This is a genomic window from Celeribacter baekdonensis B30 (genome assembly GCF_000299875.1).
Lineage (GTDB): Bacteria > Pseudomonadota > Alphaproteobacteria > Rhodobacterales > Rhodobacteraceae > Celeribacter > Celeribacter baekdonensis_A.
In genome coordinates, this window is the sequence record NZ_AMRK01000009.1 from 13,233 (window position 1) to 35,129 (window position 21,897).

Below are 21,897 nucleotides of genomic sequence, written 5' to 3' on the forward strand. Positions count from 1 at the left end.
TTGATTGGCAGAGGGAGGAGAGATGCAAACCATGAAGGGCCCCGGCCTGTTCCTGGCGCAATTCGTTGGCAGCGACGCGCCGTTCGACAGCTTTGAGGCGATCACCCGCTGGGCGGCGGGCTGTGGCTATTTGGGTGTGCAACTTCCCACTGTCGAGGCGCGGCTGATGAATCTCGCGAAGGCTGCGGGGTCGCGCGACTATTGCGACACGCTGCGTGGCACCGCCGCTGAGGCGGGGGTCGAGATCACCGAGCTTTCGGCCCATATCCAAGGGCAACTTGTGGCGGTGCACCCGGCCTATGATCTGGCCTTCGATGGCTTCGCCCCCGAAGCGGTGCGCGGCGATCCAAAGGCACGGCAGGCTTGGGCCGTCGATCAGGTGCGGCAGACCATCGACGCCAGTGCCAATCTGGGACTCGACCGTATGGCGGCGTTTTCCGGCGCACTCGCATGGCCCTATTTCTATCCTTGGCCGCAAAGGCCTGCGGGACTGGTGGAGGCCGCCTTTGACGAACTCGCTGCGCGCTGGCGCCCGTTGCTGGACCATGCCGCGCAGAGGGGCGTGAAAATTTGCTTCGAGATCCACCCAGGGGAAGATTTGCACGACGGGGTGAGCTTTGAGATGTTCCTTGATCGTGTCGAACAGCACCCGGCGGCAATGATGCTCTACGATCCAAGCCATTATGTCCTGCAACAGCTCGATTATCTCGATCACCTCGACATCTACGCTGAGCGCATCGGCATGTTCCACGTCAAGGATGCCGAGTTTCGTCCCACTGGTCGGCAGGGGGTCTATGGCGGCTTTCAGCCTTGGGTTGACCGCGCGGGCCGCTTTCGCAGTCCCGGCGACGGTCAGGTGGATTTCAAGGCGATCTTTTCCAAACTCACCGCCATGGGTTTCGATGGTTGGGCGGTGGTCGAATGGGAATGCGCGTTGAAGCACCCAGAGGACGGCGCCCGCGAGGGGGCACAGTTCGTCAAGGATCACATCATCCGCGTGACGGAACAAGCCTTCGACAATTTCGCGGCCACGGGCAGCGACGCGGCCGCCAATCGGCGCATGCTTGGGCTGGAGGGCTAGGTGAATGATACAAACTCCGATTCGACTCGGCATGGTTGGCGGCGGTCTTGGCGCCATGATCGGCGAAGTCCACCGCATCGCGGCGCGACTCGATGGACGCTTTGATCTGATTGCGGGGGCACTCTCCTCGACACCGAGGCGCAACGCCGAAAGTGCAGCCGCCATAGGTCTTGCCCCCGAGCGGACCTACGACGATTTCGTCGAGATGGCGCGCGCTGAGGCGGCGCGTCCTGATGGCATCGAGGCGGTGTCGATCTGCACCCCGAACCATCTGCATTTCCCCGCCGCGAAGGCGTTTCTCGAAGCCGGTATCCATGTGATCTGCGACAAGCCGATGACCTCGACGCTCAACGATGCGCGTGCGCTCGCCCGCATCGTTGAGACATCGGAGGCGCTTTTCGTGCTGACGCATAATTACTCGGCTTATCCGCAGTTGCGGTTGGCGCGCGAGATGGTGGCGCGGGGGGATCTGGGCCAGATCCGGCTGGTGCAGGTGGAGTATGCGCAGGACTGGTTGACTGAGGTTGCGCACAGCAAGCAGGCGGCGTGGCGCGTCGATCCGGCCAAGGCCGGGGCCGGGGGTGCCATAGGCGACATCGGCACCCACGCATGGCAACTCGCGCGGTTCGTGTCTGGCATGGTGCCTGAGCGGATCGCGGCGGACCTGACCAGCTTCGTGCCGGGCCGCCGGGTCGATGACAACGCGCAGGTGATGCTCCGCTACGCCTCTGGAGCCAAGGGTGCGCTTTGGTGCAGTCAGGTCGCGCCGGGGAGCGAGAACGGGCTGACGCTCAGAATCTACGGTGACCGCGCCGGGCTGGTCTGGACGCATGAAACACCCGAGACGCTGTGGTTCACACGGCTGGGGGAGCCGGCGCAGAAGCTGCGCCGTGGCGCCGCGACCATGGCGGGAAGCCGGGTGCCGCCGGGCCACCCCGAGGGCTATCTTGAGGGTTTTGCGAACATCTATGCCGAAGCTGCGGACGCCATTCGCGCGCGCCAGACGGGTCAGCCATATGAGAGCCTGCTGCCCGGCATCCGCGATGGTGTGGAGGGGCTTGAGTTCATCGACGCTTGTCTGCGCTCCGCTGCCTCGGACAATGCCTGGGTGGAGATCGGCCATGTCTGACCCTATTCTGTCCTTGAAAGGCATCAGCAAGTCATTTGGCCCGATTGAGGTCTTGCATGACGTCGATTTCGAACTGCGTCCCGGAGAGATCCATGCGCTGATCGGAGAGAACGGCGCGGGCAAATCGACCACCATGAAGATCCTCGGCGGTTACATCGACGCTACCGCAGGCGAGGTGCTCTGGCACGGCCAGCCGACCCACTTCCCTTCCTCTGATGAAGCCGAGGCGCGCGGGATCGTCATGATCCATCAGGAGTTCAACCTTGCCGAGCATCTGGGCGTCGACCAGAATGTCTTTCTGGGGCGCGAGATCACGCGGGGCTGGCGGCTGGACCACAAGGCGATGCGCACCCGCACCGCCGAGCTGCTGGACCGCCTCGAATGCCGGGTCGATCCTGCGGTGCGGGTCTCGGGGCTGTCGGTGCCGGCCAAACAAATGGTCGAGATCGCCAAGGCGCTGTCGCGCGACCTTCGGGTGCTTATCATGGACGAGCCCACCGCTGTGCTGACCGAACGCGAGTGTGAAATCCTGTTTCGCCAGATCGAGCGGTTGCGGGCCAAGGGCGTGGCGATCCTCTACACCTCGCACAAACTGTCTGAGGTGACGCGGCTCTGCGACCGGGTCACGGTACTGCGTGACGGAGCCATGGTGCGCTCGGCCCCCGTGTCGGACATCACCGAGGAGGAGATGGCGGCTGCCATGGTGGGCCGCGAGCTGTCGGATCTCTACCCAGCTAAGGCGGTGCCGCGCGATGAGGTGCTGCTTGAGGTCGAGAACCTGTCAGTGCCGGGTGTCGTTGAGAGCGCGAGCTTGACACTGCGCCGGGGCGAGGTGCTGGGTCTGGGTGGGCTGGTAGGCTCGGGGCGGACCGAGTTTGCCGAAGCCCTTGCCGGGCTGCGCCCACGCGAGGGCCGGGTGCGGCTGATGGGCGAGGATTTGCCCGCGTCGGAAGTGCGCACGGCGCTGCAGCGCGGGCTGGTCTACCTCACCGAGGACCGCAAGGGTGCGGGGTTGCTGCTCGACAAAGGGCTGCGCGAGAACCTGACGTTGCCGCTGCTTGAGCGCTTCGGTGGCCCGCTCATCGACCGCCGTGCCGAAGAGGCGGCGCTTGATCGTGCCATTGAGGAGTTTGCCATTCGCGCGCCGGATCGGAGGATGCGGGTGGGCAATCTTTCGGGAGGCAACCAGCAGAAACTGTTGCTGGCCAAGACGCTGCTCAGCGACCCGCAGGTGATCCTGATCGACGAGCCCACCCGTGGCATCGACATTGGCACCAAGCAACAGATTTACGCGCTGATCGCCGGACTTGCTGCCGAGGGGTGCGCGATCCTTGTGATTTCCTCTGAGATGCCCGAGCTCATCGGTCTCGCCTCGCGGGTGCTGGTGATGCACGCGGGGCGGATCACCGGCGCACTTGAAGGGGACGATGTAACCGAAGGCGCCATCGTTCGGCTGGCGATGGGGCTCGACGACAACAGAGAAGGAGCGGCGGCATGAGCATGGCCCCGGCACAAAAGATAAGCACGCCCGCACGGCGCCGGATTGACCTGCAGGTCGTTGGCCCGATCGTGGCCCTGATTGCGCTCGTCCTCATCGGTATGGCGCTCAATTCCAACTTTCTGAGCTACGCCAATATCACCAACGTGCTGGCGCGCTCGTCCTTTATTGGCATCATCGCCGTGGGCATGACCTTCGTCATCACGGCTGGCGGTCTTGACCTGTCAGTCGGTTCCATGGCGGCCTTTGTGGCGGGGCTGATGATTCTCGTGATGAACCTTTTGACCGACCGTCTCGGGGTCACGCTGCCTGTGATCTTCGCGGGCGTGGCTTTGGCGCTGATCTCGGGGCTGGTGGCGGGGCTCATCAACGGCTTGCTCATCACCCGCGTCGGCATCGAGGCTTTCATCGTTACGCTTGGCACCATGGGCATCTACCGTTCGCTCATCACCTGGCTCGCAGACGGTGGCACGCTGTCGCTCGGCTTTGAAATGCGCGAGCTTTATCGTCCCGTCTATTACGGTGGCATTGCCGGCATCAGCTGGCCGATCCTTGCCTTCGTGGCGGTGGCAATCATCGGTGAAATCGTGATGCGCCACACCGCTTTCGGACGCCACTGTGCCGCCATCGGGTCGAATGAGCGCGTCGCGCGCTATTCGTCGATCGCTGTGCTGCGGGTGCGGCTGGCGACCTATGTGCTGCTTGGCGTGCTCGTGGGCTTCGCTGTGGTGATGTATGTGCCGCGTCTGGGTTCTGCCTCGGCCTCGACCGGGCTTTTGTGGGAGCTTGAGGCCATCGCCGCCGTCATCATTGGTGGCACACTGCTCAAGGGCGGCTTTGGGCGGATCTGGGGCACCGTGGTGGGGGTGCTGATCCTCAGCCTAATCGGCAACATCCTCAACCTTACGGATTTCGTCAGCCCCTATCTCAACGGTGCCATTCAGGGGGCCGTGATTATTCTGGCGGTCGTGCTGCAGCGCAAGGGTGCGGCGGACCGGTAAACGAAACGTCATCTTTCTTGGGAGGAACTTACAGATGATAAAGACTTTGATTGCAACCACCGCACTCGTCACCGGCTTCAGCGCCGCAGCCGGGGCCGAGACCATCGGCGTCTCGATTCCCGCTGCCACTCACGGTTGGGCGGGCGCGTTGAATTTCCACGCCGAACGTACGGTCGAGCGGTTGGAAAAGGTCTACCCGGATCTCGACTTCGTGTTGACCACCACCCCCGACAGCGCCACGCAAGTCTCGGATCTTGAGGACATGGTCGCCACCCGCGGCATCGACGCGCTTGTGGTGCTGCCCTTCGAATCCGAACCCCTCACCGGTCCAATTCAGCGTATCGCCGACAGCGGCACTTGGGTCACAGTGGTTGACCGCGGCCTTGCCGTGGACGGCATCGAGAATCTCTATGTGGCGGGCGACAACAACAGCTTCGGGCGCACTGCGGGTGAGTATTTTGCCGAGACGCTCGACGAAGGCGCCAAGGTCGTGGTGATGCGCGGCATCCCGTCAACCGTCGACAACGAGCGTGTGGCGGGATTCGAGGCCGCGATTGACGGCGCTGGTATTGAGGTACTGGCGATGGATCATGGCAATTGGAATCGTGACACGGCCTTCACTTTGATGCAGGACTGGCTGTCGCGCTTCGGGCAGATCGACGCAGTCTGGGCCGCCGATGACGACATGGCCGTGGGTGCGCTGGCAGCCATCGAACAGGCGGGCCGCACCGGCGAGATGTTCGTGGTCGGCGGCGCTGGCATGAAGGAGATGGTCGACCGTATCCGCAGCGGCGACAAGAGCGTGCCGGTGAACGTCACATATCCGCCCGCAATGATCTCGACGGCCATCGAGATGACGGCTGCGGGCATCGTCGGCAACGCCCCCATGAGCGGCGACTTCATCATCGCCTCTGAGCTCATCACCCTCGATAACGCCGACGACTTTTACTTCGAAGACAGCCCGTACTGATCCGAATTCATCCGGCGCGCGGTCACCTGCCGCGCACCGGAGCTGACATAGTGATCCGAGGCGCAGTGCGTCCATCAATGTAATCGGTTTCACGCGCGCATCCGTTTCCGGCGGACTTCCGCCGGGTTCCATCTGTCGCTGTCGAGGAGGACGACATGACTGATCTGTCAGAACGAGGACTCACGCGCCGTGCCCTGATGCAGGGGCTTGCGGTCGCAGGCACCAGCGGGGCGCTCTCTGCTCCGGCTGTTGCTCAATCCACCGCTGCACCGCTCAAAGGCAACATTCGTCATTCCGTTGCGCGCTGGACCTACGGATTCCTGTCGCTCGACGCGCTCTGTGCGCTTTGCCGCGACATCGGCATCGGTGCTGTGGATCTCTGCGGGCCGGACGACTGGCCGATACTAAAGGCGCATGGGCTCGACAGCTCGATGTGCAATGGTGCCGAACTTGGGCTTGAGGACGGCTGGGCGGAATCTGCCAACCACGATGCACTGATCGGGCGCTACCTGCGCCACATCAATCTTGTGGCCGACGCCGGTTACCGCAATCTCATCCTGTTCAGCGGCAACCGCCGTGGCATGGACCCCGAAGCGGGGCTCGCCGCCTGCGCGAGCGGGCTAAAGCGCATCATCGGTGCCGCCGAGGCGCGTGGCGTGGTGCTGCATATGGAACTGCTGAACTCGCGGGTGAACCACCCCGACTATCTCTGTGACACCACCGCATGGGGCGTCGCGCTTTGCCAGCGGTTGGGGTCCGAAAACTTCAAGCTGCTCTATGACATTTATCACATGCAGATCATGGAGGGCGACGTGATCCGCCGGATCACTGAGCACCACGACTGCTTTGGTCATTATCACACCGCTGGGAATCCGGGCCGCCACGAGCCCGACGACAATCAGGAACTGAATTACCCGGCGATCTGTCGGGCGATCCGCGACACCGGCTTTGACGGCTGGATCGCACAGGAGTTCGTGCCCAGCAACAAAACACCGGCCGCGGCCGCGGAGGCGCTGCGCGCCGCCGTCGCGACCTGTGACGTCTAACCGCCAGCATTTTCATCAGGAGGAGGAAAGCCAGATGGCAGACAACATGCACTACGACGCGATCGTCGTCGGATCAGGGATCAGCGGAGGATGGGCCGCCAAGGAACTGACCGAGCGCGGACTCAAGGTACTCATGCTCGAACGCGGGCGCAACATCGAGCACCTGACCGATTACGTGAATGCCGACAAGGAAGCGTGGGACTACCCGCACCGCGGCAGCCCGACGACAGAGATGAAACGCAAGCATCCGGTGCTGCAGCGTGACTACCCGCTCAACGAGCCCACCAACGGCATGTGGGCCGACGAACAGGACAACCCCTATGTCGAGCACAAGCGCTTTGACTGGTTCCGGGGCTACCACGTGGGGGGGCGCTCGCTGCTCTGGGGGCGTCAGAGCTACCGCTGGTCGGATACGGATTTCGAGGCCAACGCCAAGGAGGGCGTCGCGGTTGATTGGCCGATCCGCTACGCCGATATCGCGCCGTGGTACGACCATGTTGAGCGCTTCGCCGGAATTTCCGGGGCGCGCAACGGGCTTGATATTCTGCCCGATGGTGAGTTCCTGCCACCGATCCCGCTTAATATCGTCGAGAAGGACGTGGCGGCCCGGTTGCAAAAGGCCTTTGGCGGCAAGCGCCATCTGATCAACGCCCGCGTCGCCAACATCACCGAACCCAAACCGGAACAGAACCGGCTGAATTGTCAGTATCGCAACAAGTGCTGGTTGGGGTGCCCTTATGGGGCCTATTTCTCCACCCAGTCGGCGACACTTCCGGTGGCGGTGGCGACAGGCAACCTGACGCTGCGCCCCTTCTCGATCGTGCGGCAGGTGATGTACGACCGGGACCGCAAGCGTGCCACCGGGGTCGAGGTCATAGATGCCGAGACCGGGCAGACCTACGAATACACCGCCGACGTGATCTTCCTCAACGCTTCGACCTTCAATTCCACATGGGTGTTGATGAACTCGGCCACCGATGTCTGGGAGGGGGGGCTTGGATCGTCCTCGGGCGAGCTTGGGCACAACGTCATGGATCACCATTTCCGCGTCGGGGCAGAGGGCCGTGTCGAGGGGTATGATGACAAGTACTACTTCGGCCGCCGCCCAGCGGGGTTCTACATTCCGCGCTTTCGCAACGTCGAGGGCGCGCCGCGCGACTACCTGCGCGGCTTTGGCTATCAGGGCTCGGCCAGCCGTCAGGGTTGGAAACGCGAGATCGCCGAGCTGAACATCGGCAAGGATCTCAAAGAGGCGCTGTCGAAACCCGGCGACTGGCGTATCGGTATGACCGGCTTTGGCGAGATGCTGCCCGATCACGCCAACCGTATCGCGCTCGATGGCACAGTGACCGACAAATGGGGTCTGCCGGTTCTGGCGATCAGCGTCGAGCTTGGCGAGAATGAAAAGAAAATGCGCGTCGACATGCAGCAGGATGCGGTGGAGATGTTCGAAGCTGCAGGCCTCGTCGACGTGAAGCCGACTGAAAGCGACTATGCCCCCGGTATGGGCATCCACGAAATGGGCACCGCCCGCATGGGCCGCGATCCCGCAACGTCGGTGCTGAACCAGCACAATCAGGTTTGGGATGCGCCCAATGTCTATGTCACCGACGGCAGTTGCATGACGTCGTCCAGCTGCGTCAATCCCTCGCTTACCTACATGGCGCTGACAGCGCGGGCTGCGGCCCACGCGGTTGAGAGCCTCAAATCTGGAGATCTGTGATGAACCGTCGCGACCTACTTGCCTTTATCGCTGCCGCCACAGGGACCGCGTTGATCGGTGCACCCGCGGCGCGGGCCTATGATGAAACCTCGATTGGCGAAAACCTCTTTTCCCCCGAGGATGCCGCGTTTCTCAACGACGTGGCCGAGGTGATCCTGCCTGAGACGGAGACGCCCGGCGCGCGTGCCGCCGATGTGGGGGGCTTCATGACCGTCTATGTCAGCGACTGCTACACGGGCGCGCAACAGGAGCGTTTCCGCGAGAGTCTCGCCACGCTGCGCGGCTGGAGCGAGGATGTTTACGGCAAACCATTCGGCGCGCTTTCGGCCTCGGAACAGACCGCAATGATCGAGGACATCGCGCGGCTTGCGCGGATAGAGACGGAAAAGGGCGCAACGCCGCACTGGTTCACGCCGATCCACCAGCTGACGCTCTTTGGCTTTTTCACCTCGGAACTCGGGGCGAACGAGGTGCTGCGCTACGAGCCGGTGCCGGGCGAATACATCGGCGATCTCGATTATGACGGTGGCCCTGCCTGGGCCACCTGATTGACCAGATTGAAGTGCGGGGCGGTCTGCGGGCATGCCCCGGCTCAACTGTGCATGGCGCAACTGTGCAAGGCGCAACCGTATAAGGAGACGAATGATGATGGACTATCGTATGGCCGCTGTGTGGCTGTTGGCCCCGGCCCTGATGGCCGCTCCAGTGGCGGCGCAGGAGATGAACCGCAGGGCGCAATCGGAAGTGACCGAAATATGGGAGCCGGTGCCGCGCAGCGTCGCGACCACCGAAGGGCAACCGCCCTCGGATGCGGTGGTGCTGTTCGACGGCACCGGCTTTGACGCTTGGGAGGCTGAGCAGGGCGGTCAGATCGGCTGGAGCCTTGAGGAAGACGCGATGACTGTCGCTTCGGGGTCGGGCGGCATTCGCACGAAAGAGGCGTTCTGCGATGTGCAGTTGCATGTGGAGTGGCGCACGCCTTCTGAGACGGCAGGCTTTGACGGGCAGGACCGTGGCAACAGCGGTATTTTCCTGCAGGAGCGGTACGAGATCCAGGTTCTCGACAGCTCCGACAATGCGACCTACGCCAACGGGCAGGCGGGGTCGGTTTACAAACAGCATCCGCCTCTGGTGAACGCCTCACGCGCGCCGGGGGAATGGCAGAGTTACGACATCCTTTTCGATGCGCCGATTTTCTCCGAACATGGCGCACTGCGCCGTCCGGCCTATGTGACGGTGTTGCAGAACGGCGTTGTCGTACAGAACCATGCCCAGATTCAGGGACCCACGGTCTGGATCGGTGCGCCCAGCTATGAGGCGCATGGCTGTGCGCCGATCTTTCTGCAGGATCACAACTCGGACGTGAGTTACCGCAACATCTGGCTGCGTCCGATTTGATCCTGGGGATGTGGCATGAAAGGGATGCGACATGAAAAAGGGCCGCAGGGGACTGCGGCCCTTTACGTTTTTCCGGCTGATGGTGTTAGCGTGTCGCGCTCTCGGGCAGCATTTCGACGAGAAAGTCTGCGCCCTCAGTTGCCACCGCCGCCGCATCCACAGGCAGGTCATGTTCGATGATGTACCAGTGGACACCGGCATCTTCTGCGGCTTGCAGGATTGACGCCCAGTCGAGTGTGCCCTGACCCGGAATGGCAAAGCCGCGCTGGTCCGTGTTCTCGCCCTCGGGGGCGTTGTCCTTGACATGCACGGCGAAGACGCGCCCGTCGAAGCGCCCGAGGTATTCCGCAGGGTCAAGCCCGCCACGATCGACCCACGCCAGATCAATCTCGGCCATGACCTCAGGACCTGCAGCCTCCATCACGATCTCCAGCGCGGTGCGCCCATCGTACTCAACCATCTCGAAATCGTGGTTGTGATAGGCGAGCGTCATGCCGTCGTCGGCGATCTCGTTGGCAATCTGTTTCAGCTCTTCGCCCAGTGCGGTCCAGCCCGCGACGTCGGTGGGGCGCATGTCTTCGGCGAGATAGGGCACAGTGAGATAGCTGTTGCCGAGCGTTTCGTTGAAGGCCACGACCTCGTCGAGGTTATCGCGCAGATCGGCAAGTTGGGCGTGGGTCGAGATTGCGGTGATCCCGTGCGTGTCGAGCAGCGCCTTCAGCGCGTCGGCGGATTGATTTTGAAAGCCCACGGTCTCGACGGCGGTGATGCCCGCGGCCTCGACGGCGGCGAGTTGCTCCTCAAGGGTGCCATGATCGCGCAGCGTATACATCTGGATTGCGATCGGCAGGTCCGAGACAGCGCGGTTCTGCGCGAGGGCGGTTGTGGCGCAAAGCGCGGCGACAACGGCCACAAGGGTGGTCGATTTGTAAGTCATAGGTATCCTCCCAAGAATGCTGCGACCCCCTCCGCGGAGTCGTGCGAATCAAAATGTAATGGTTTTCATTTGTTGTGAAAACCATTACATAAGCCAACTTGTGAAAATTCTTCACTCAGGGTGTCAATGGTTTAGAGGTTAGGCATGGGGGCTGGGTCACATTCGATAGTGTCGGTTGAAGTATCGGTGCCCGGTGCCAGAAACGGGGACAGTGCGCGGGATTGGTCGTAAAAGTCCGTGGATCTGTATTCCGGTCGTAGTTACATATGCCTGTCTCAACGTAACCAAAGAGTGAGGATGAGGCAGGCCTCCAGAATCGTGCAGAGCCACGGCGACCGGCACCGAGGGGGCAGTGGTCCTAGGCGCACCAGCGACAGCTTAGACTTTCGTTAGATCAAGCAGTTTAAAACATAAGGACAGGTTTGGCCGGAAATGCCGGTCCTGTTTGATTTCCAAAACGCAAGAAGTAGGACCAGAAAAAGGTTAACAGCACGAATCGCCTGTGTTAGCGTGACGCCAATAAAATAAAAAACTTGGCAGGCATACAGGCAATGAGAACGGGCTTTTCCGGCACGTTTGTCATCGCGTGGGCGCAAGGGGAGGTCGACGGCCTCACCAATGCGCCTCTTTCCGCACTCAGGGTCGGGGCCTCATGGCGCTGGTCGGGGGATGCGGTGTGCGTCGATGGCGCACGCGATGTCCACGTCCTAGACGGCGCAATCGGGCGCGCCGAATTACATCAACGCGCGGCGCAATCTGTGCGTCGTTTGATCGGGTCCGCGCTGGCGGGGGCTCCCATTTACCATGACACTGACATGAGAGAGCGGCTTTTCGATGGCGGGTTTGACGTCACCGATGGCCTCAAGCGCTATGAGATCACCCTGATTGACAGCGCCGAATTGGGTGCGCCGCTTTTGATGTTCTTGGGCGAAATGCCGCAAAAGGACACCGATCTTTGGGTGGTGTCCACCCATATCGCAGGCGCGCGCGAGGCTGAGGAACATCAGCCGGGCGCGGTGATTTGTTTTGCTCAAGGCACAGATATTCTGACGCCGGACGGTCCGCGCGCGGTTGAAACCCTGCGCGAAGGCGATCTGGTTCAGACCAAAGACAATGGCGTGCAGGCTCTGCGTTGGATTGGAGGACGGCGGATTTCGGGGGCGCGGCTTTACGCGATGCCGCATTTGCGTCCGATCCGGTTGAAAGCCGATGCTTTGGGCATGGGGCAGCCGGACGAGGATTTGATCGTGTCACCGCAACACCGGATGGTGGTGCGCGGCGCGGCGGCGCGTGACTTATTCAATGCCGATGAGGTTTTGGTCGCGGCCAAGGACTTGGTCAATGACCGCTCCATTGTCATCGAACGGACGCTACGCGAGGTCCATTATATCCATCTTCTGTTTGACGCCCATCAGGTGATCATCGCCAACGGGTTGGAGACCGAGAGTTTTCATCCAGGCTTTGCCGGATTGCGTGAGATTGGCGAAGATCAACGCGAGCGGTTGTTGGAACGCTTTCCGCATCTTGCCGAGCAGGCCGAAGCCTATGGTCCTGTGGCCCGTCGCACGCTGTCGGCGGCAGAAGCAGCGATCATGATGCATAATGTGGCGTGATTTTTGCGTATTGGCGTGAATTGCGCGGGGATCGCTTGACTCCGCAAGCCCCGCCTGTATAAGCCCGCCATCCGGTGTGCAGAGATGTGCGCCGGTGCTCTATTTGGTGTTGGCGGCCCTCGCAAGGGGATGCCTGTCGGCCGAAACGATAACTCCGCCCAATGCGGACAGTTCGTGGACGCAAAGGACAGCACCTTTCATTATAACCTGAAAGGATCCAGATCGTGACCAAACGCACGTCTGCCAAGTACAAACTCGATCGCCGCATGGGCGAAAACATCTGGGGCCGCCCGAAGTCCCCGGTTAACCGTCGTGAGTATGGCCCCGGCCAGCACGGTCAGCGTCGTAAAGGCAAATTGTCCGACTTTGGCCTGCAGCTGCGCGCCAAGCAAAAACTCAAAGGCCACTACGGTGACCTGACCGAAAAACAATTCCGTCGCATCTTTGCGGACGCTGAGCGGATGAAAGGCGATACCGGCGAAAACCTCATCGGTTTGCTCGAATCCCGCCTCGACGCCGTTGTCTACCGTGCAAAATTTGTTGCAACCGTGTTCGCAGCCCGCCAGTTCGTGAACCACGGCCACGTGACCGTGAACGGCCAGCGCGTGAACATCCCCTCCTACCGCGTGAAAGAGGGTGACGTGATCGAAGTGCGTGATCGTTCCAAGCAGCTCGCAGTTGTCCTCGAAGCCACCCAGTTGGCTGAGCGCGACGTGCCGGATTACATTGAAGCAGACCACCACAAAATGTCCGCGACCTTCGTGCGTCGTCCGGGCCTGTCCGATGTGCCGTTCGCTGTTCAAATGGAACCGAACCTCGTCATCGAATTCTACGCTCAGAACTAATCTGAGCCGACAGTTTGAAGATTTTGAAAGGCCGCCCTTCGGGGCGGTCTTTTGCATGTAAGGAGTGGTCTTTTGTATATGCGGGGGTGCCCAAAACTAAGACAGGCACACCTGAGTGAGGCACGGTGCCTGTACGCTGTGTGCGAAAACCGACGCGTGTGAGCAACAGCACAGGCTTGGGTGCTCATCTGTCTGGTCTTAGCCGAAAAGCGGCGCTAAGAGAGGCAGGTAATTCAAAGCGAGTGGACCTATGACCCGTTTGATCGAACCGCAGCCCGGCATCCTTGACATCACGCTCTATCAGAGCGGGACAAGCCATGTGGCCGGCGTAGAGAATGTGATCAAGCTGTCGTCGAACGAAAACCCGTTCGGCGCGCCAGAAAGTGCGAAGGCAGCCTTTGCCAAAGCTGCGCACACGCTGCATCGTTATCCCAATACCGATCACTTTTCTTTGCGCAAAGCGATTGGCGATGTGCATGGGCTTGATCCGGAACGCATCATTTGCGGCGTCGGTTCGGATGAGGTCATCACCTTTTTGTGCCAAGCCTATGCGGGCGTGGGCGATGAGGTGATTTATACCGAACACGGGTTCTCAATGTATAAAATCTCGGCGCTGGCAGCGGGGGCGACCCCGGTTTGTGTGGCCGAACGCGAACGCGTGGTGGATGTCGATGCCATTCTGGCGGCGTGCAATGAGATCACCAAATTGGTGTTCATCGCCAACCCGGCCAACCCGACCGGTACGATGATCGGCCAACGCGATATTGCCCGCCTTGCCGCCAACCTGCCGAGCCAGACGATTTTGGTGCTGGATGGGGCCTATGCCGAATTTGTCGAAGGCTTTGATGGCGGCGCCGCCCTTGTTGAGTCGCGCGACAATGTGGTGATGACCCGGACATTCTCCAAGATTTATGGTCTTGGCGGTGTACGCATCGGCTGGGGCTATGGCCCGAAAGACATCATCGATGTGCTGAACCGGGTGCGCGGACCGTTTAACCTGTCCGAGCCGCAATTGGCCGCCGCAGAAGCCGCCGTGAAAGACCGCGATTGGGTCGAAAAATGCCGCGACGACAACACCCGTTTGCGGGCGTGGTTGGCCGAGGCGTTGATGGAACTGGGCGTGCCCTCAGACACATCCTGCGCCAACTTCATCCTCGCGCGGTTTCTGGATCAGGCCGAGGCCGAGGCCTGTGATGACTTCCTCAAACAAAACGGCATCATCGTGCGCCGGGTGGCGGGCTATGGCTTGCCAAATTGTTTGCGCATCACCGTGGGGGACGAAGCGTCTTGTCGTCGGGTCGCCCACGTCATTGGCCAGTTTCGGGAACAGAAAAAGTGAGCACGGTCCTTTATAACCGGGTCGCCCTGATCGGGCTGGGCCTGATTGCGGGGTCGATGTCCTTGGCGATGCGCCGTGCGGGCGTGGCGGGCGAGATCACCGGCTTTGCTCGCTCGCAGGCCACCCGCAACACCGCCGCCGAGATCCATCTGGTTGACCGGGTCTGTGACAGTCCCATTGAGGCGGTGAAAGACGCCGATCTGATCGTGCTGGCCGTGCCGGTGGGGGCGATGGGTGCGGTGATGGCCGAGATTGAACATGTGTTGAAGCCCGGCGCGGTGGTCACCGATGTGGGCTCGGTGAAAAAATCCGTGCTGGAGGCTGTACTGCCGCACACGCCCGAGGGCGTGCATTTCATCGGCACGCACCCGATGGCTGGGACCGAACATTCAGGGCCGCGCTCGGGCTTTGCGGAACTGTTTGACAACCGCTGGTGTCTGATTGTGCCGCCCGAGGGCGCGGATGAGGCTGAGGTTGAAAAGCTTGAACGCTTTTGGCGCGCGCTTGGCTCCAACGTCGAGCGGATGGACCCGGAACATCACGACATCGTCTGTGCCGTGGTCAGTCATGTGCCGCACCTGATCGCCTATACGATGGTCGGTGTGGCCGATGATTTGCGCCGCGTCACGGACCAAGAGGTGATCAAATTCTCGGCAGCGGGTTTTCGCGATTTCACCCGGATCGCCGCCTCTGATCCGACCATGTGGCGCGATGTGTTTATGACCAACAAAGAAGCGTCCCTGGAAATTCTCGGGCGCTTCACCGAAGAATTGTTTGCGCTTCAGCGCGCCATCCGCACCGGCGACGGCGATCATTTGCACGATTACTTCACGCGCACCCGCGCCATTCGTCGCGGCATCATCGAGGCGGGTCAGGACACGGATGCGCCGGATTTTGGACGCGCCAAAAAAGGCACATGAGGGCATGGGCCGGCATAACGCTTGCGCTGATCTCGGCCTGTGTTGCCGGGCCGATCTGGGCGCAGATGGATCGGTCACCCATTCCCTTGCCTCGTCCCGGAACCACCGCTCCTTTAGCTCCCGTCGCTGCGGTCACAGCTGAGGCCTCTCCTTCGGCATATTTCGTCTCACCTCTCCCCAAGCCCCGTCCGAAACTGCGGCCTCCCAGCGGGCAGGTGGCGCAGGTGAGCTATGGCAAAAAGGGCTCGGTCTGTGGATGGAGCGACATCCGAGGCCGAACGATCAGTGCGGTCCGCGGCAAGGCAGGCTGCGGCATTTCCGAGCCTGTTGAGATCACCGAGGTCGCGGGCGTGCGCCTGTCTACACCGGCGATTGTCGATTGCACGACCGCCAAAACGCTTCGAACTTGGATTGAGACCGGCGCGAAACCGACCATCGGACGGCTTGGCGGCGGGCTTGCAGAGTTAAAAATTGCAGCCAGCTATGTGTGTCGACCCCGCAACAATCAAAGCGGTGCGAAAATTTCAGAACATGCCAAGGGCCACGCCATCGACATTTCGGCTCTTACGTTGCGCAACGGCAAATCTTTGAGCGTGCTCACCGGCTGGGATCAGCGGGTTGACGGAAAGCTGTTGCGCAAGCTGCACAGTTCGGCCTGTGGTCCGTTTGGCACCGTCTTGGGCCCCGAGTCAGACCGCCATCACCGCGATCACTTCCATTTCGACACGGCGCGCTATCGCGCCGGAAGTTATTGCCGCTGACATTTACCGGATCACCACGCGCGGGGCAGGGCCCAGCGGAATAAAGCCCAACGTGATCATCCCGTCTTTCAGCGTCAGTTCGGCATCAATCGTGTCTTTGCGCCCTGACATTCCGGCCAGCATTTCGCCTGCGCGCAATGCAAGATTGCTCATATTCTGCGGGATCATGCCCGTTGATATGGCAATTTCGATCATCTCGCGCCAATTCACCGCTTTGATCGCGACTGTGCCCATGGGATAGCCACGCCCATCCACATCAAAAGCCCCGGTCATGCGCAAATCCAGTTTGCCCCATTTGGCCGAGAAATTGGTCAGGTCAATATGGGTTGGCTGCGGGCGTGGGCCTTCGAGGGCGTGAATGTCCCATGGCCCGTTGAATGTGGTTGTCATACGCAGCTCAAGCTGCTCGAATTGATGCGACAAAAGCCCCTGTGGATCGAGCGAGGCCATCAGGCCTTGAGACGGGGTCAGCCCCTGAACCGCCAAATGAATATCATGTTTGAACGGATCGGAAATATCGCGCTGGGTGTTGAAATTCCCGGTTTCAAGCGTCACGCCCCAGCCCAGATTCGATGTCACGGAAAAGCCGTTGAGCACGGCGGAGGCATGATCCAAGGTCAGGCTTGGACCCGGTTCGACAAACAATTCCGCCTCGGCTCTGTCTTGTGTGATCTCCATCCGTTGCAGCGGCGTGGCCAATGTGGCCGTGGGGGCGACCTGCGCGCGGATGCGGGTCGGGCGGTGGCTTTGGCTCAGGATGTCAAACTGCGGGGTCGAAAAGGCCACGCCGGTGCGCGGGTCGGCAAAGCGCGGCTTGGTGATCGTGGTGTCGAAGCGCAGCGGAAACCCATGGGTGTCGATGCCGCTATATTCGGCCTGCCAGCCCTCAGAGGCGCGCGCGGACGCCCATCCCGCAATCGCCTTTTCCGTGCTCTTTGCACCGATGAACCAATAGCCGGTATAGGCCAGCCCCGCGATCACGACGAGCCAGATGAGTTTGCGCATGTGTTGCCCTTTCGCGGCCCGCTCAGGTCAACCTGAGCCAAAGGCTTTTCATTCCGTTTCAGCCCGTGTTTAACGGGCCGGGGGAGCGTCGAAAAGACCTTAGAATGGAAAGCAGGATAACGTTGGATCACGATTTGAACCAAGAGGGGTTTTGGGTCTTTGGCTATGGCTCATTGATGTGGAACCCGGGTTTTGCTTTTGCGGAACGTGTGCCTGCGATCCTTGTTGGTTATGCGCGCAGCTTTTGCATGTGGTCCATTCATCATCGGGGCACGCCTGAGGAGCCGGGTCTGGTTTTGGCGCTGGATCTGGAGGAGCGCGCTTCCTGCCGCGGCTTGGCCTTTCATGTCAGTCGCGACCATGCCGCCACCACGCTTGCCTATCTGCGTGAGCGCGAATTGGTGTCCTCGGCCTATCTGGAGCGCCGGGTGATGTTAACCCTCTCGGATGGGCGTGAGGTCTCTTCGCTGGCCTATGTCGTCGATCCCGATCATGTCCAATACACCGGGCCTCTCTCCCTTGCACGTCAAGCAGAGATCATTGCGCGCGCCACAGGTGGACGGGGGCCGAACTCGGAATACCTGTTCAACACCGCGCGGCATCTGGCCGAACTGGGTATGGAGGATGCAGACCTGACACAATTGGCCGAAATGGTGCGCCAAATTCCAAACGCATAGCCCACACACGCGATTGCGTGTTGGCACATCGTGGTTCCTCGCCTATCGTGACCCTGACAGGCAATGACAGGTCAGGACAAGGTCAATGGGCCAACCGGATCAAAGGCTTCCGCGCGCAGCCAAGCAAAATTTTTTCTCCCAACCCGTACGTCAGATCACCATGATGATCATCGTGCTCGGTCTGGTGGGCTTTGGGTTTTATATGGCGCTGCCGCGGGTCGGCCCGGTGTTTTTTGCCAATCTCTACCTCAATGGGTTCATCGCCTTTGTCTTTGTCATCGGTATTTTCGCCTGTTTCTGGCAAGTGGTGCAACTGGTGGCCTCTGTCAATTGGATCGAACGGTTTTCCGGTCAGCGTCCGAATGTGCCGGGCAAGCATGCGCCACGTCTTTTGGCACCTTTGGCCGCGCTTTTGCGCGATCGCACCGCGCGCACGCAAATCTCGTCCACGTCGGCGCGCTCGATCCTTGATTCCGTGGCAACCCGGATTGACGAGGCGCGCGACATCACGCGTTATATCGCCAACCTTCTGATATTCCTTGGCCTTCTCGGGACGTTTTATGGCCTTGCCACCACGGTTCCGGCGCTTGTCGACACCATTCGTTCGCTCACGCCGAAAGAGGGTGAGGATGCGACCGACGTCTTGACCAAATTGATGGGCGGGCTTGAGGGCCAGTTGGGCGGCATGGGTACGGCCTTTGCCTCTTCGCTTTTGGGGCTTGCCGGCTCACTTGTGGTTGGGATGCTTGAACTCTTTGCCTCGCATGGACAAAATCGGTTCTTCCGCGAGTTGGAAGAATGGCTCTCGACCATCACTCGCATCGGCTTTTCCGCCTCTGACGGTGAGGGCAGCGACATGTCCGGCGCGGCGGTGGTTTTGGATCACATGAGTCAACAGATGGAGGCGCTGCAAGATCTGTTCGTTCGCGCGGATGGATCGCGTGCTGCCCTTGAGGCGCGGTTGGGCGACTTGGCCGGGGCCGTGAACCAAATGGTCACGCGCATGGGGGCCGAAACGCCGACCGACAAAATGCTGATGCGCGTGGCGGAGGGCCAAGAACGCCTGATTGACGCGCTTTCAAGCCGCGAGGCGGGTGACGAAACCTTTGACGCCGAAAGCCGGATGCGCCTGCGCTCGATTGATGTGCAACTGTTGCGCATCCTCGAAGAACTCTCGGCGGGACGTCAAGAAAGCCTTGCCGAACTGCGTGGCGAGATTGCCAATTTGACCCGCACCCTGCGCGCGCTCGGCGAACAGGGACAGTAGAATGGCAGGGTTACGCCGGTCCTCCCATCGCATGTCGGGGTCGATTTGGCCCGGCTTTGTTGACGCGATGACCGCGCTTTTGCTGGTGCTGATGTTCGTTTTGACGATCTTCATGGTCGTGCAATCCATGCTGCGCGACGAGATTTCAGGCCAAGCCACCGAATTGGACGCGTTGACATCCGAGGTCACGGCCTTGGCCAATGCTTTGGGCTTGGAACAGCAAAAAAGCACTGGATTGGAAGACCAAATCGGCACGCTGCGCGCGACCCTGTCTGAAGCGCGGGCCACGGCGGAGGCGCAAGCCAATACCATTGCAGGCCTTGAAGCCACCACCAGCGCGCAAGCGGCGCGGATTGCCTCCTTTGAAGCGCAGGTCGCAAGCCTGTTGACCGAACGCGATGCGGCGCTGACGAAAGGCGCACAATTGGCCGCGCAGATTGAGGATTTGGAGGCGGCGAAAGCCACATTGATTTCCGAACAAGAGGCGGCGCAACTGGCATTGGCGCAATCGCGCAAAGAGATCGACGCCGCTATGGAACAGGCGCGTTTGGCCGCCGCGCGGCGCGAAGCTTTGGATGCTTTGGTGGCACAATTGAAGGCGGAAGCGGCAGATCGCGAGGCGGCGCTGGGCGAGGCCGTGGCCAAGGCAGAGGCGGCTGAGACGCAGATGACGGAGGCCGAACAGGCACGTTTGGCGGATGCGGCGGCGCTCAAGGCCTTGCAGGATCGGATGGCAGCTTCGCAAGATGAGATGACGGCGATGACGCTGGCGCTCGAAGAGGTGCGCCGTGATGCCGAGGAAACACTAACCCTTTTGGCCGCCGCCGAGACCGCGCGCGATCAGCTCAAAGTCGAACTCGATACACAGGTGAGCGACACGGATAAACAGGCGGCGCTTTTGGCTCTGGCGCAAAAGGCGCTTGCCAATGAGGAGGCGAAGACCGCGGAGGAAGCCCGCAAAGTGGCGCTTTTGAACGCGCAAATCGCCGAGATGCGCAAGCAACTGTCCTCGCTGCAATCGACGCTTGATATGCGCACGGCAGAAGATGCGCAAAATCAGGTGCAGGTCGATAGCCTGACCACGCGTCTCAATTCCGCCTTGGCACAGGTTGCCGCCGAAGAAAAACGCCGCGCCGCCTTGGAGGAGGCCGAGCGTAAGCGGTTGGAGCAAGAGGCGAAGAAGTTGGAAAATTACCGCTCTGAATTCTTTGGGCGGCTGCGCGAAATCCTTGGGGACCGCGAAGGGGTCAAGATCGTTGGCGATCGCTTTGTGTTCAGCTCAGAGGTGCTGTTTGAACCGGCCTCTGCCGACCTTGGACCAAAAGGCAAAGCCCAGATCGCCCGTGTCGCCCGCACCCTCTCAGAGGTCGCCGCCGACATTCCGCCAGAGATTGATTGGGTCATTCGCGTTGACGGGCATACCGACAAAACGCCGCTTTCAGGCACCGGGGAATATGCCGACAACTGGGAGTTGTCACAGGCGCGAGCGCTCTCCGTGGTGCGCTACATGTCGCAGGAATTGGGGTTCCCGCCGTCCCGCTTGGTCGCGGCTGGCTTTGGCGAATTCCAACCGATTGCGACGGGCAATAGCCCCGAGGCTTTGGCGCAAAACCGGCGAATTGAGTTGAAACTCACCGAAAAGTAACGGTGATCATTCGATGACGGTGAAGTCGAATTGGCGTTCGTCAAGGGTGTGGCCGTTGCGAATGAGCTGCACCGAGGCGCGGTATCCGCCCGGTTGCCATGCGCCGGGGGAGCGTTTGCCCGCCCCACGAAACAATTGAGCTTGGGTCTTCTCTACAGGGGCGTCATAGCCGACAATTTCGCCTTCGGGGCCTGAAATGGACAGGCGCATGATGTCGCCCGCCAAACCGCCATAGGCAAGGCCAAACACCACCAAGGCCGGGTCGGATGTGGAAAACTGGCCTGTACCGGCCGTGCCCGCTTTGACGCTTTCATACTCCGGCATTTCGGGGCTGACCCCGATGGCCAGCAATCCGCCCGGCACATAGCGCATGTCTTCGTTCCACAATGTGCCGTTCGAAATCGCCTCTATTCCGCAGGAAATCACGCCGTCCGGGTTGAAGGGGTCGATGACGGTGCCGTTGTGGCGCACGGCCAGATGGACATGGGGGAATTGGGTTTGGCCAGACAGACCGACTGTGCCCAAGACGGTTGCGGCGGTCACACGTTGGCCTTTTTCCACCTGAATAGATCCGTTCATCATGTGGCAATATTGCGTGTTCCAACCGCCACCATGATCGACGACAACGCCGTTACCGCATTCTTTTCCGCTCACATCCGGCGCGCCTTCCACACCTTGCGGATGGTCGTCCATGCCGTCGCGGGTGGCCGTGACCGTGCCGGGGGCCGCGGCCAAAACCTCGATGCCGTTCCACATGTCTTTGATCGTGGGCAGGGCGAAATCGGTGCCTGTGTGTCCGTCATAGGATAATGTGCCACAGGTGAAATCCGCAGCGCCCGCGCCTGGATCGGCATCGACGTAGTTTTGGATATAGCAATCCATGCCCAATGTGCAGTTGAGTGGCACCGACAGAACAGGGTCACGCGCCCATGCGGGGGCGGCGGCGGACAGACAGAGTAGAAAAAGGCCAAGGCGCATCGGGAGATCCCTCAATGATATGTGCGCAGGCTCGCCTGTGAAAAAGGCCCCGTCAAGTTTTGAC

The 21,897-nt window shown here is 61.0% G+C and carries 20 protein-coding genes; 17 read left to right on the plus strand and 3 right to left on the minus strand.

Annotated elements, in window-relative coordinates:
* Positions 1-22: 22 nt before the first annotated feature.
* From B30_RS14890 to B30_RS14930, 9 genes are all read left to right on the plus strand, one after another.
* Positions 23-1,081 carry a sugar phosphate isomerase/epimerase family protein gene (locus B30_RS14890; RefSeq protein ID WP_009572948.1) on the plus strand — a complete coding sequence of 353 codons (1,059 nt, stop codon included), beginning with the start codon at positions 23-25 and terminating at the stop codon, positions 1,079-1,081.
* A gap of 4 nt (positions 1,082-1,085) precedes the next feature.
* Positions 1,086-2,210, plus strand: a complete 1,125-nt coding sequence (locus tag B30_RS14895; protein WP_009572949.1) for a Gfo/Idh/MocA family protein — start codon at positions 1,086-1,088, stop codon at positions 2,208-2,210.
* Positions 2,203-3,708: a sugar ABC transporter ATP-binding protein gene (locus tag B30_RS14900; RefSeq protein WP_009572950.1), complete on the plus strand. Its 1,506-nt coding sequence runs from the start codon at positions 2,203-2,205 to the stop codon at positions 3,706-3,708. The genes B30_RS14895 and B30_RS14900 overlap by 8 nt, the downstream gene beginning before the upstream one ends.
* The gene (locus B30_RS14905) at positions 3,705-4,709 is read left to right on the plus strand and encodes an ABC transporter permease (protein ID WP_009572951.1); all 1,005 of its coding nucleotides are present in this window, start codon (positions 3,705-3,707) and stop codon (positions 4,707-4,709) included. The genes B30_RS14900 and B30_RS14905 overlap by 4 nt, the downstream gene beginning before the upstream one ends.
* Positions 4,710-4,743: 34 nt before the next feature.
* Positions 4,744-5,679, plus strand: a complete 936-nt coding sequence (locus B30_RS14910) for an ABC transporter substrate-binding protein (protein WP_009572952.1) — start codon at positions 4,744-4,746, stop codon at positions 5,677-5,679.
* Positions 5,680-5,834: 155 nt separating this feature from the next.
* Complete coding sequence (locus B30_RS14915) at positions 5,835-6,725, plus strand: hydroxypyruvate isomerase family protein (RefSeq protein WP_009572953.1); 891 nt, start codon at positions 5,835-5,837, stop codon at positions 6,723-6,725.
* A 34-nt stretch (positions 6,726-6,759) separates the two neighbouring features.
* A complete protein-coding gene (locus tag B30_RS14920) occupies positions 6,760-8,448 on the plus strand; it encodes a GMC oxidoreductase (RefSeq protein WP_009572954.1) in 1,689 nt (562 codons plus the stop codon).
* Positions 8,448-8,996, plus strand: a complete 549-nt coding sequence (locus tag B30_RS14925) for a gluconate 2-dehydrogenase subunit 3 family protein (protein ID WP_009572955.1) — start codon at positions 8,448-8,450, stop codon at positions 8,994-8,996. The genes B30_RS14920 and B30_RS14925 overlap by 1 nt, the downstream gene beginning before the upstream one ends.
* A gap of 97 nt (positions 8,997-9,093) precedes the next feature.
* Positions 9,094-9,846, plus strand: coding sequence for a 3-keto-disaccharide hydrolase (locus B30_RS14930; RefSeq protein ID WP_040402697.1), 753 nt, complete (start codon positions 9,094-9,096; stop codon positions 9,844-9,846).
* Between the two features lie 85 nt (positions 9,847-9,931).
* Here B30_RS14930 and B30_RS14935 read toward each other — a convergent pair whose 3' ends face one another.
* Complete coding sequence (locus tag B30_RS14935; RefSeq protein ID WP_009572957.1) at positions 9,932-10,783, minus strand: sugar phosphate isomerase/epimerase family protein; 852 nt, start codon at positions 10,781-10,783, stop codon at positions 9,932-9,934.
* A 551-nt stretch (positions 10,784-11,334) separates the two neighbouring features.
* Here B30_RS14935 and B30_RS14940 point away from each other — a divergent pair.
* From B30_RS14940 to B30_RS14960, 5 genes are all read left to right on the plus strand, one after another.
* Entirely contained in the window at positions 11,335-12,396 is a 1,062-nt protein-coding gene (locus tag B30_RS14940) for a Hint domain-containing protein (RefSeq protein WP_009572958.1), read from the plus strand.
* Between the two features lie 224 nt (positions 12,397-12,620).
* Positions 12,621-13,241, plus strand: a complete 621-nt coding sequence (gene rpsD / locus B30_RS14945; protein WP_009572959.1) for a 30S ribosomal protein S4 — start codon at positions 12,621-12,623, stop codon at positions 13,239-13,241.
* Positions 13,242-13,491: 250 nt separating this feature from the next.
* A complete protein-coding gene (hisC, locus tag B30_RS14950) occupies positions 13,492-14,580 on the plus strand; it encodes a histidinol-phosphate transaminase (RefSeq protein ID WP_009572960.1) in 1,089 nt (362 codons plus the stop codon).
* A complete protein-coding gene (locus B30_RS14955; protein ID WP_009572961.1) occupies positions 14,577-15,500 on the plus strand; it encodes a prephenate/arogenate dehydrogenase family protein in 924 nt (307 codons plus the stop codon). The genes hisC and B30_RS14955 overlap by 4 nt, the downstream gene beginning before the upstream one ends.
* A gap of 224 nt (positions 15,501-15,724) precedes the next feature.
* Positions 15,725-16,261: an extensin-like domain-containing protein gene (locus B30_RS14960; RefSeq protein WP_009572962.1), complete on the plus strand. Its 537-nt coding sequence runs from the start codon at positions 15,725-15,727 to the stop codon at positions 16,259-16,261.
* Positions 16,262-16,264: 3 nt separating this feature from the next.
* Here the strand turns inward: B30_RS14960 and B30_RS21500 are convergent, their stop codons facing one another.
* Complete coding sequence (locus B30_RS21500; protein WP_009572963.1) at positions 16,265-17,266, minus strand: DUF2125 domain-containing protein; 1,002 nt, start codon at positions 17,264-17,266, stop codon at positions 16,265-16,267.
* Positions 17,267-17,370: 104 nt separating this feature from the next.
* Between B30_RS21500 and B30_RS14970 the strand changes: the two genes are divergently transcribed.
* The 3 genes from B30_RS14970 (at position 17,371) to B30_RS14980 (ending at position 20,855) form a co-directional block, all read left to right on the plus strand.
* Entirely contained in the window at positions 17,371-17,943 is a 573-nt protein-coding gene (locus B30_RS14970; protein ID WP_009572964.1) for a gamma-glutamylcyclotransferase, read from the plus strand.
* Positions 17,944-18,028: 85 nt separating this feature from the next.
* Positions 18,029-19,210, plus strand: a complete 1,182-nt coding sequence (locus B30_RS14975; protein ID WP_009572965.1) for a hypothetical protein — start codon at positions 18,029-18,031, stop codon at positions 19,208-19,210.
* A 1-nt stretch (position 19,211) separates the two neighbouring features.
* Positions 19,212-20,855, plus strand: a complete 1,644-nt coding sequence (locus tag B30_RS14980) for a peptidoglycan -binding protein (RefSeq protein WP_009572966.1) — start codon at positions 19,212-19,214, stop codon at positions 20,853-20,855.
* A 6-nt stretch (positions 20,856-20,861) separates the two neighbouring features.
* Here B30_RS14980 and B30_RS14985 read toward each other — a convergent pair whose 3' ends face one another.
* Positions 20,862-21,833: a M23 family metallopeptidase gene (locus B30_RS14985; RefSeq protein ID WP_009572967.1), complete on the minus strand. Its 972-nt coding sequence runs from the start codon at positions 21,831-21,833 to the stop codon at positions 20,862-20,864.
* Between the last annotated feature and the right edge of the window lie 64 nt (positions 21,834-21,897).